The following is a 10,177-nucleotide window of genomic DNA, read 5'->3' as shown; positions in this document are numbered from 1 at the left end:
GCGCCCGCCGCCGCGCCGCAACCGGAGCCCGGCGCATGAGCCCCGCGCGCGCCCTCCTCCCGCTCTCCGCGGCGCTGAGCCTCTCCGCCTGCATGGTCGGCCCCGACTACGCCGAGCCCCCCGCCCCCGGCGGCGCGGCGCCGCGCCTGATCGAGGCCGATGCCGCGACCACCACCCCCACCCCGCTCCCGCCGCAATGGTGGCGCTTGTTCGGCGACCCGGTGCTCGACGGCCTCGTCACCCGCGCGCTGGAGCGCAACACCGACCTGCGGGTCGCCGCCGCCAACCTTCAGCGCGCCCGTGCGCTCCTGTCGGAGGCCCGCGCAGGGCAGCTGCCCTCGACCACCCTGAACGCCCAGTATGTGCGTCAGCGCTTCGGCGGGCAGGTGTTCAACGCGGTCGGAAACGTCCCGGTCGTCACCACCGATTTCTACACCACCGGGATCGACGCGAGCTACGAGATCGACCTGTTCGGCGGGGTGAGCCGTGCGGTGCGCGCAGCGGTCGCCGATGCCGAGGCCGCGCAGGCGCAGGTCGATGCCGCGCGGGTCGCGGTCGCCGCCGAGACCGCGCGCACCTACACCGAAGGCTGCGCGCTCGCGGTGCGGGTGAAGACCGCCGAGGAGACCATCGCGCTCGCCCGGCGCTCGCTAGCGCTGGTCGATGCGACGCGGCGCGCGGGCGCTGCCGACGCGCGCGATGTCGCCGCCGCGCGCACCGTCCTCGCGCAGGCCGAGGCGGCGCTGCCGCAGCTCGTCGCCGAGCGCCGCGCCGCGCTCTACGCGCTCGCCTTCCTGACCGGCGATGCACCCGAGGACGTCTCGCAGGCCGCCGCGGCCTGCGCCGCCGTGCCCGGGCTTGCCGCGCCGCTGCCGGTGGGTGACGGGCAGGCGCTGCTCGCCCGGCGTCCCGACATCCGCGTCGCCGAACGGAGCCTCGCGCGCGACACCGAGCGCGTGGGCGTGGCGGTGGCGGCGCTCTACCCCCGCATCAGTCTGCTCGGCACCCCCTCGCTGGGCGCGGCGCGGCCCGGCGATCTCGGCTCCTCGTCCAGCTTCGGCTTCTCCTTCGGCCCGCTGATCAGCTGGAACTTCCCCTTCAACGGCGCGGCGCGCGCGCAGGTGCGCGCCGCGAGAGCGGACACCGAGGCCTCGCTCGCGCGCTTCGATGCGGCGGTGCTCGGCGCGCTGCAGGAGACCGAGCAGGCGCTCGCGCGCCTGTCCGGCGCGCTCGCGGCCGAGGCGCGGCTCGGCGAGGCGGTCGATGCTGCGCGTGAGACCGCGCGGCTCACCGAACTGCGCTACAAGGCCGGGGCCGACGATGCGCTGCGGCTGATCGAGGTCCAGCGCCAATGGCGCGCCGCCGAGGCCGCCTTCGCCGAGGCCGCCGGGGCCCGCGCCGCCGCGCAGGTGAGCGTGTTCCGCGCGCTCGGCGGCGGGTGGGAAAGCCCTGCCGCAGCACCCGAGGGTTGATCGCTCAGAACAGCCGCGCGCCGGGCGGCACGTCGCTGTCGGGGGCGAACAGCACCACCCGGCCCTCGGCGTCGGGGAAGCCGAGTGTCAGCACTTCGGACATGAACCTGCCGATCTGGCGCGGCGGGAAGTTGACCACGGCGGCGACCATCCGTCCCTCGAGCGCCTCGGCCGCGTAGAGCTCGGCGATCTGCGCCGACGAGCGCTTCACGCCGACGCCCTCGCCGAAATCGATGGTGAGCTTCAGCGAAGGCTTTCTCGCCTCGGGGAACGGCTCGGCGCGGATGATCCGGCCGGCGCGGATGTCGATCTTGAGGAAATCGTCGAAGGCGATCGCCTCGGCAGGCGGGGCGGCGGGATCGTGGACAAGGTGCATGGCGCGGGAGGCTAGCGGATCGGTTGCGTTTGACAATCCATTCGCGCCCTCGCAGTCTGTACGGCAAAGAAAGGCTCGAAGGGGATCAATCGATGCAAGCGCAAATGCTCGCGCCCGCCGCCGTGCTGGTGGTGTGGACGCTCGTCATGCTGTTCTGGACCGCGGGGGTGCGCCTGCCGGCGCTGAAGAAGGCGGGGATCGATCTCGGCGCGCGGCCGGGCGGGCGCGGGCAGGATCTCGAAGGCGTGATCGATCCGAAGATCAACTGGCCCTCGCACAACTATTCGCACCTCGTGGAGCAGCCGACGGTGTTCTACCCCGCGGTGGTGATCCTGGCGATCATGGGTGCGGGCGCGGTCGATGTGGCGCTGGCATGGGCCTATGTGGGTCTGCGGATCGTCCACTCGATCTGGCAGGCGACGGTCAACAGGGTGCCGGTGCGGTTCCTGATATTCATCACCGCCACGCTCGTGCTGGTCGCGCTCGCGCTGCGCGCCTGCGCGGTGACGCTGCTCGCCGACCCTTCCGCCCTGCCTGCCTGAGGAGACGACGATGATCGGAATGGACATTCTTCAGCCGGTGGTCGCGCTGCTGGCGTGGACGATGGTGATGTGGGTGTGGATGTACGCGACCCGCATCCCGGCGATGCTCAAGGCGGGGCTGGACGCCAAGGGGATGGTCGGCTCGACGGGGGCGAGCCTGCGGGCGCAGCTGCCCGATACGGTGAGCTGGAAAGCCGACAATTACAATCACTTGCATGAAGCTCCTACGCTCTTCTATGCAGTCGCGATCGTGCTTGCGATCATAGGTCAGGGCGACGGATTGAACACCGTCCTCGCATGGGCCTATGTGATCTTAAGGGTGCTGCACTCGCTCGTGCAGGCGACCGTCAACCGCGTCGCGCTGCGCTTCGCGCTGTTCGCGCTGTCGAGCCTCGCGCTGATGGCGCTGATCCTGCACGCCGGGGTCGCGGTGTTCCACGCCCACGGTTGAGGGCCGAAGGGCTCGGCGCGGGACGCTACTCCGCCGCTTCGGCCTGCTGCTCGGCATGAGCGCGCGATGCGAGCCAGCGCTCGCCGTCGAGCGCGGCCATGCAGCCCATGCCGGCCGCGGTCACCGCCTGGCGATAGACGTGATCGGTCACGTCGCCCGCAGCGAAGACGCCCGGGATCGCGGTCTTGGGGGTGCCGGGCTCGGTGAGCAGGTAGCCGCTCTCGTCCATCGGCAGCTTGCCGGCGAACAGCGAAGTCGCGGGTGCGTGGCCGATCGCGACGAAGGCCCCGTCGGTCTCGAGCGTGCTCGCCTCGCCCGTCACCGTGTCGGTGAGTGCGAGGTGGTGGAGCAGGCCGTTGTCCCCCGCCTCGAAGCTGTCGACCGCCTTGTTCCAGAGCACCGTGATCTTGGGATTGGCGAAGAGCCGCTCCTGCAGGATCTTCTCGGCGCGAAGGCTGTCGCGGCGGTGGATCAGGGTGACGTTGTCGGAATGGTTGGTGAGGTAGAGCGCCTCTTCCACCGCGGTGTTGCCGCCGCCGATCACCGCAACCTTCTTGCCGCGGTAGAAGAACCCGTCGCAGGTCGCGCAGGCACTGACGCCCTTGCCACCCAGCGCCTGCTCGCCCGGCACGCCCAGCCACTTGGCCTGCGCGCCGGTGCAGATCACCACGCAATCGGCGATGTATTCGTCTCCGCTGTCACCCACCGCGCGGAAGGGCGAGCCGTTTTCGAGGTCGACGCTGACGATCGTGTCCCAGATCATCCGCGTGCCGACATGCTCGGCCTGGGCGCGCATCTCCTCCATCAGCCACGGGCCCTGCACCACGTCGCGAAAGCCGGGGTAGTTCTCGACGTCGGTGGTGATGGTGAGCTGGCCGCCGGGCTGGAGGCCTTGAACTACAATCGGTTCCAGCATCGCGCGCGCGGCATAGATCGCGGCGGAGTAGCCGGCCGGGCCGGAGCCGATGATGAGCATCTTGGTGGTGTGGGTGGCCATGTCGATGGTGCCTCGGTGGGGAATCTCAGGAACGCGATATGGGGTTTGGCCCGCAGAATGTCACGCCACGAGCTTGGCGCGTAGACGCTCTTTTCTTGGGCCATCCACACCTAAGATTGTCGCGAGATAGGCATCGAGCGAGCCGTGATCTGCTGTCACCTTCGCGATGTAAGTCTCGAGATATTCGGGCAGAACGCCCATCAGGTTGTGCAGGGCTTCAGGGTCGATCGTGCCGTAATGTGCCTCCATCCGGGGGAGCGACTGGCGCTCGAGGATGGCGCGGGTGGGCGCATCGTTGGTCAGCAGGAATTCGGCGACCACATCGTCGTGATGGACGCCAAGGGCGTGGAGCAGCAGGCTCGCCGCGATCCCGGTGCGATCCTTCCCTGCGAAGCAGTGGACGAGGCTGGCGCCGTCGTTGGCGTCCAACGCATTGAAATATTCGCGGAACACCCAGATCATCGCGGGGTTGACCGGCATGCGGGTATAGACCGCCAGCATCCGCTCGCGCGCCTTCTCGGCGGTCATGACGATCCGCCCTCCCCCGCCTTCGTGCGGCGGAGAGTTGGTGGTTTCGCCATCATAGGCAATCACTTGCGCGGCAAACTTCGCATGGCGTCTACACGGAAAGCCCGCACGCTCGCTGGTGCCGCGCAGGTCGATCACCGTGCGGATGTCCAACGCGGCGATCAACGCAAGGTCCGCGTCGCTCGCCTCCATGTGCTGGCCCGAGCGCAGCAGCACCCCCGTGCGCACGCGGCCCGCGCCGGGCACGGCATAGCCGCCATAATCGCGAAGGTTATGAATGCCTTGCGTGACATAGAACGGGCCGATGCGGGCGCTGTTGGAAACAGCCTCGGGAGAATCGCTGGTCATCGCCGCCCTCCCTTGCAGACCGCCACGACAGCGGCAAGACACCGCCACTCCATCGCCATTACCCCGCTACAACCGCGCAACAGCCGGGGCATTGCCCGCTCTAGGGGTTGCTCCGGAGGGGGCAGGCAGGCCCGCTCCAACACCTGTTTGGTTAACCGGGCATTTGCCAACCCACCCGGACGAATTGCCCCATGGCCCGCATCCTGATTGCCGATGACGACGAACTGATCGCGGAGCTCGCCAGCGAGGTGCTGATCGATGCGGGCTACGCCTGCGGCTGGGTGACGACCGCCGCGGCGGCGTGGACCTGCGTGCAGAAGAAGCGCCCTGATCTGCTGCTGCTCGATCAGTCGATGCCCGGCGAATCCGGCATGACCCTGCTGCGCCGGTTGCGGCAATCGAGCGCGCTCTACGATCTGCCGGTGATGATGTTCACCGCGATGAACGGCGAGCAGGACCAGTTGCAAGCGATCTATGCCGGGGCGCAGGACTTCCTCTCCAAGCCCTTCGAGCCTGCCGACCTGGTCGCGCGGGTGCGGCGCATCTTCAAGCTGCGCGGCGACCGCCCGCGCCATGTCGATCTGCGAACCGCGGTCAACCCCGATCCCCACCGCGCGGTGCTGCCGGTCGAGGCCTATCGCCGCGTCCTGTAAGGCTAGGCTGCGGCGGCGCGTGCCTGCCCCGCCAACAATCCGCGCCCGATCACCTGCGCCTGGATCTCGGCAGCGCCCTCGAAGATGTTCAGGATCCGCGCGTCGCACAGCACCCGGCTGATCGGATATTCGAGCGCATAGCCATTGCCGCCGTGGATCTGCACCGCGTTGTCCGCCGCCCCCCATGCCGCGCGCGCGGCGAGCAGCTTGGCCATCCCCGCCTCGATATCGCAGCGCGCGCCCGAATCCTTGGCGCGTGCGGCGGCATAGGTGAGCTCGCGCGCCATCACCGTCTCGGTCGCCATCAGCGCGAGCTTGTCGGCCACCCGCGGGAAGTTCGCCAGCGGCGCGCCGAACTGCTTGCGGCCCAGCGCGTAATCGAGCGCGAGGTCGAAGGCGTTCCACGCCACGCCCAACGCGCGTGCGGCGGTCTGGATGCGCGCGCCCTCGAAGGTGCGCATCAGCTGCTTGAAGCCCTGCCCCTCGCGCTGCCCAAGGAGCCCATCGGCGGCCACCGCGAAGCCATCGAGCCCCAGCGCATATTCCTTCATCCCCCGGTAGCCGAGCACCGCGATCTCGCTGCCCTCGATCCCGGCGTCGGGGAACGGCACGGCGTCGGTGCCGCGCGTCTTTTCGGCCAGCAGCATCGAGAGCCCGGCATAGCCCGGCGTCCCCGCATCGGTGCGGACCAGCATGGTCATCAGGTCGGCGCGCGCGGCGTGGGTGATCCAGGTCTTGGCGCCCGTCACCCGCCAGCTGCCGTCCGGCTGACGCTCGCCGCGCGTGCGCACCGCGGCCAAGTCGCTCCCCGTATCGGGCTCGGTGAAGACGGCAGTCGGCAGGCAGGAGCCATCGGCGATCCGCGGGAGCCACTTCGCCTTCTGTTCCGCCGTCCCGTTCTCCGCGATCAGTTCGCCGGCAATCTCCGAGCGCGTCCCGAGCGAGCCGGCGCAGATCCATCCGCGCGACAATTCCTCCGAGACCACCGCCATTGCCAGCTTGCCGAGGCCGAGGCCGCCGTGCGCTTCCGGAATGCACACGCCGAACACGCCGAGCGCCGCCATTTCGGCGATGACGCCGTCGGGGATCAGCGCATCGGCAAGATGCCACTGGTGCGCGCGGGGCGCGATCGCCGCGGCGGCGAAGGCGCGCATCTGGTCGCGGATGAGATCGAGCGCATCATCGCCGAGCGCCTCGTCGGGCCGCGCGCCGTCCGCCAGCAGCGCGGCGAGGCGGCTGCGGCTTTCAGGCGTGCTGCCCTCGGCGAGGAAGCGCGCCACCGCCGGATGCGCGGTCAGCGCGCGCGCCGCAGCCTCGGTGCCGAGCGCCGCGGGGCGGATCACCTCCTGAGCGCTCATCGGCACGCCATGAGCGATCTGCGCGAGATATTCGCCAAAGCCGATGCGCAGCGTGAGTTCTTCCGCCGAGCCGAACCGCCCCGCCCGCTCGGCGCGCGCCGCCCAATCGGCGGTCGCCTCGAGCGCGGCGATGCTCGATGCCACCCAGGCAAAGCCGTGAACGCGGTGCTGCTCGCGGGTGAGCAGCGACGGATCGGGGGTGCCCTGCGGAGCGACCATCGCCGCCACCGCCTGCCGCACGCTGTCGCAGTACTCCCGCGCCGCCCCAAGAGCCGCCTGCGCCGTCTCGATCCATTCGCTGCTTGCCATCTCGTTCATGCCACCGGCTGCTAGCAGAGCCGGGCGGGCGAGGCGAACCCTCCAAACTTGCGAAATTTCCCGAGCAAGAGCATCATTGTTGCTTATTGGTGACACTACGCGATCAAAACGGCCGTCCGGCACGCCAAATCATGAGTTAGGACTTACCACCAATGCTCCTCGCAGTAATAATCACGCCAGCGCGACCCAGCTCGGGGAGCGCTTTACGGGGGCGGCAGACACGAGGCAAACAGCCTGGCTGACCGATCTCGCGCAGGAAGAACCGAAGGGCGGCCCGGGACATCCGTGGAAGGAGCGCCCGGTGACGAAGGATCGTCGCGCTTGCGACCGGTCCGACGCCGACCATTGGCTTGAATCTGGCGAGGTAGACAACATGCGTATCAAGAATTCGACACTCCACACGGCCTCGCTACCGGCGCTGGCTGCGGCGATGATCGTCGCCGGCCTTGCTTCGCCGGCCAATGCGCAGGACAGCGTCGCCGACGAGGACGCGGCCTCCGCCACCGAAGATGCACCGATCGTCGTCACCGGCTCGCGCATTGCCCGCGATCCGAATATCGGTTCGGCCGCGCCGATCATTTCGGTCACCGCCGAGGACTTGCAGCGGGCAGGCACGGCCGATGTGGTCGATACCCTGCGCGACATCCCCGCGCTTACCACCTCGACCTCGTCGGAAGCCTCGATTGACGGGGTCTTCTCGGAGGCCGTCGGCCAGTCGATCCTCAACCTGCGTGGTCTTGGTGCGAATCGAACCCTCGTGCTCGTCAACGGCCGCCGCCATGTCTCGGGCGTCGCGGGTGAACAGGCCGTCGACATCAACTCCATCCCGACCGCGCTGATCGAGCGGGTCGAGACGCTGACCGGCGGCGCGTCCTCGGTCTACGGCGCTGACGCGGTAACCGGGGTCGTGAACTTCGTCCTCAAGGAGGACTTCGAAGGGCTGCAGGGCAATATCCAGTCGGGGATTTCCTCGGAGGGCGATGGCTGGCGGATCAACGGTGACCTTACCTGGGGCAAGAACTTCGCCGACGGTCGCGGCAACATCACCATCTCGGGCGAATACGCCCGCAGCGACGAGATCCGCTTCGGCGATCGCAGCTTCTCGCGCGATAACGGCATCGCCGATGACCAGAACAATCCGGCGCTGCGCTTCCAGGCGGGCGACATCACCGCGAGCACGCCCAATTTCCAGAACTTCTTCGCGGTCGGCCAGGGCGGCTATCCGACCGGCTTCCTGATCCCCACCGGAAGCGCGCTCGACGATTTCATCACCGATTACACCGACCTGTTCGGCAGCGCGCCCAACCTGACTGCGGCGGAGCAGGCGCTGATCGCGCGCGCAACCAACGCGCCGCGGCGCTTCATCGCCCGCGACCCGCGCTTCTCGCTTTCCTCGGCCGGCGGGGTGATCGCTCCCGGCGACATCGGCCTGTCTGACGGGCCCGACATCAACGGCAACGGCATTCCCGACTGCCTTGAGAGCTCGGTGGGCTTCAACAGCACCTTCAACAACGGTGCCTTCGGGCTAGCCGGCGGCTGCGCGGTGATTGCGCCCAATGGTACGCTGGGCGTGTATCAGGACGGCACGATCACCGGGCTGTTCAACGCCTTCGGCGGACCGGGCATCCCGAACTCCTTCAACGAGAACTCGCTGACGCCCGAAACCGAACGCTGGTCGGTCAATGTCAACCTCTCTTACGAGATCTCGTCGGAGGCCAAGGTCTTCTTCGAAGGCAAGTATGTCTCGAACAGCGCAGAATTCCAGGCCCAGCCCAATACCTTCTACGACCTGCTGACGATCCGCGAGGACAACCCCTTCATCACGCCGCAGCTCGAACCCTATGTGGGCGAGCTGTTCTTCGGAGACGGGGTGCAGCGCGGGCTCTACATCACCCGCGACCCGGCCGATCTCGGCCCCAATCGCGACCGTAACGAATTCGAGACCTGGCGCTTCGTCGGCGGGATCAAGGGCGACATCACCGATCACTTCGCCTACGAAATCAGCGGCAATTACGGCCGTTTCGAACAGACCAGCTTCAACAACAACCGCGTGATCATGGACCGTTTCTTCGCCGCGATCGACGCGGTGACGGGGCCGAACGGCAACCCCATCTGCCGCTCGGACATCGACAGCACGCCGCCCGCGACCACGCCGTTCGGCATCCCGGCGGGCGATCCTGGCTTCTTCACCTTCAATCCGGGCGACGGGCAATGCCGTCCGGCCAATATCCTGGGCGGGGTGGGATCGATCAGCCAGGAAGCGATCGATTTCATCACCACGACCACGGTCAACCGCTTCCGGCTCGAACAGCTTGTGTTCGACATGATCTTCACCGGCGACACGGGCGCCTTCCTCGAGCTGCCTGGCGGACCGATCGGCTTTGCCACCGGCTTCGAATTCCGCGAGGAAAAGAGCCGCTCGACCTTCGATCCGCTCGCGCTCGGCATCCTGCCGGTGACCACCGCTTTCGGCAACGAGGGTGATCGGTTGCGCGATCTCGGATTTGCGCAGCAGTCGCTGGTGTTCGATCCGGCCACGCAGCTCTCCAACGCCGGCGGCGAATTTTCTGTGTTCGACATCTTCGGCGAGGTGAACCTGCCCTTGCTCAAGGACGTGCCGTTCGCCGAGACGCTCGAACTGAGCGGGGCCGCACGGTATTCGGATTACTCCACCGTCGGCAGCACCTTCACCTGGAACGTCGGCGGGGTCTATGCGCCGATCCGCGATGTCAGCTTCCGCGGCACCTATGCCCGGGCGGTGCGCGCGCCCAACATCAACGAATTGTTCGATCCGCCGCAGGGCGCCTTCTTCCGGCCCTTCGATCCGTGCGATGTCGGCAACCTGTCGAGCGCGCCCGATCCGGCCCGGCGGGAGGAGAACTGCACCGCCTTCTTCGAAACGATCGGTTTCGATCCGACTTTCGGCACGGGAACCTATTCCTACGAGGACCCGCTGACCGCGCGCTTCTCGGGCACGATCGCCGGCAATCCCGATCTGCAGGAGGAAACCGCCACCACCTGGACGGTCGGCACCCTGATCACGCCGCGCTTCATCCCCGGTCTGGTGGTGAGCGTCGATTTGTATGATCCGGGCCTTGTCAAGTTCGCATTGAACGGTTCCTTCTGTTGACGGG

9 protein-coding genes are annotated in these 10,177 nt (G+C 68.1%); 5 read left to right on the top strand and 4 right to left on the bottom strand.

The window, feature by feature from the left end; translation table 11 throughout:
• A partial coding sequence (locus AX692_RS17770) for a TolC family protein (RefSeq protein ID WP_330997597.1) occupies positions 1–1,472 on the top strand: 1,472 nt, incomplete at its 5' end.
• A gap of 4 nt (positions 1,473–1,476) precedes the next feature.
• Here AX692_RS17770 and AX692_RS17765 read toward each other — a convergent pair.
• A complete protein-coding gene (locus tag AX692_RS17765) occupies positions 1,477–1,848 on the bottom strand; it encodes a tRNA-binding protein (protein ID WP_073973732.1) in 372 nt (123 codons plus the stop codon).
• A 92-nt stretch (positions 1,849–1,940) separates the two neighbouring features.
• On the opposite strand from AX692_RS17765, the gene AX692_RS17760 reads away from it, so the two are divergent.
• Both AX692_RS17760 and AX692_RS17755 read left to right on the top strand, forming a co-directional pair.
• The gene (locus AX692_RS17760) at positions 1,941–2,390 is read left to right on the top strand and encodes an MAPEG family protein (RefSeq protein WP_073973733.1); all 450 of its coding nucleotides are present in this window, start codon (positions 1,941–1,943) and stop codon (positions 2,388–2,390) included.
• A gap of 10 nt (positions 2,391–2,400) precedes the next feature.
• On the top strand, positions 2,401–2,841 hold the full coding sequence (locus tag AX692_RS17755; protein ID WP_073973734.1) for an MAPEG family protein: 441 nt from the start codon (positions 2,401–2,403) through the stop codon (positions 2,839–2,841).
• A gap of 25 nt (positions 2,842–2,866) precedes the next feature.
• Here AX692_RS17755 and trxB read toward each other — a convergent pair whose 3' ends face one another.
• Both trxB and AX692_RS17745 read right to left on the bottom strand, forming a co-directional pair.
• The gene (gene trxB / locus AX692_RS17750) at positions 2,867–3,838 is read right to left on the bottom strand and encodes a thioredoxin-disulfide reductase (protein ID WP_073973735.1); all 972 of its coding nucleotides are present in this window, start codon (positions 3,836–3,838) and stop codon (positions 2,867–2,869) included.
• A gap of 60 nt (positions 3,839–3,898) precedes the next feature.
• Positions 3,899–4,714 (bottom strand): tyrosine-protein phosphatase, encoded by an 816-nt coding sequence (locus tag AX692_RS17745; protein WP_073973736.1) that lies wholly within the window; start codon positions 4,712–4,714, stop codon positions 3,899–3,901.
• Positions 4,715–4,905: 191 nt separating this feature from the next.
• Between AX692_RS17745 and AX692_RS17740 the strand changes: the two genes are divergently transcribed.
• Entirely contained in the window at positions 4,906–5,367 is a 462-nt protein-coding gene (locus AX692_RS17740) for a response regulator (RefSeq protein ID WP_073973737.1), read from the top strand.
• 2 nt (positions 5,368–5,369) lie between these two features.
• Here AX692_RS17740 and AX692_RS17735 read toward each other — a convergent pair whose 3' ends face one another.
• The gene (locus AX692_RS17735) at positions 5,370–7,043 is read right to left on the bottom strand and encodes an acyl-CoA dehydrogenase family protein (protein WP_073973738.1); all 1,674 of its coding nucleotides are present in this window, start codon (positions 7,041–7,043) and stop codon (positions 5,370–5,372) included.
• 373 nt (positions 7,044–7,416) lie between these two features.
• On the opposite strand from AX692_RS17735, the gene AX692_RS17730 reads away from it, so the two are divergent.
• Positions 7,417–10,173 (top strand): TonB-dependent receptor plug domain-containing protein, encoded by a 2,757-nt coding sequence (locus tag AX692_RS17730; protein ID WP_073973739.1) that lies wholly within the window; start codon positions 7,417–7,419, stop codon positions 10,171–10,173.
• Positions 10,174–10,177 lie beyond the last annotated feature (4 nt).

The organism is Erythrobacter donghaensis (genome assembly GCF_001557325.1).
Taxonomy (GTDB): Bacteria; Pseudomonadota; Alphaproteobacteria; order Sphingomonadales; family Sphingomonadaceae; genus Erythrobacter; species Erythrobacter donghaensis_B.
This window is presented reverse-complemented; position numbering and strand designations above follow the sequence as displayed.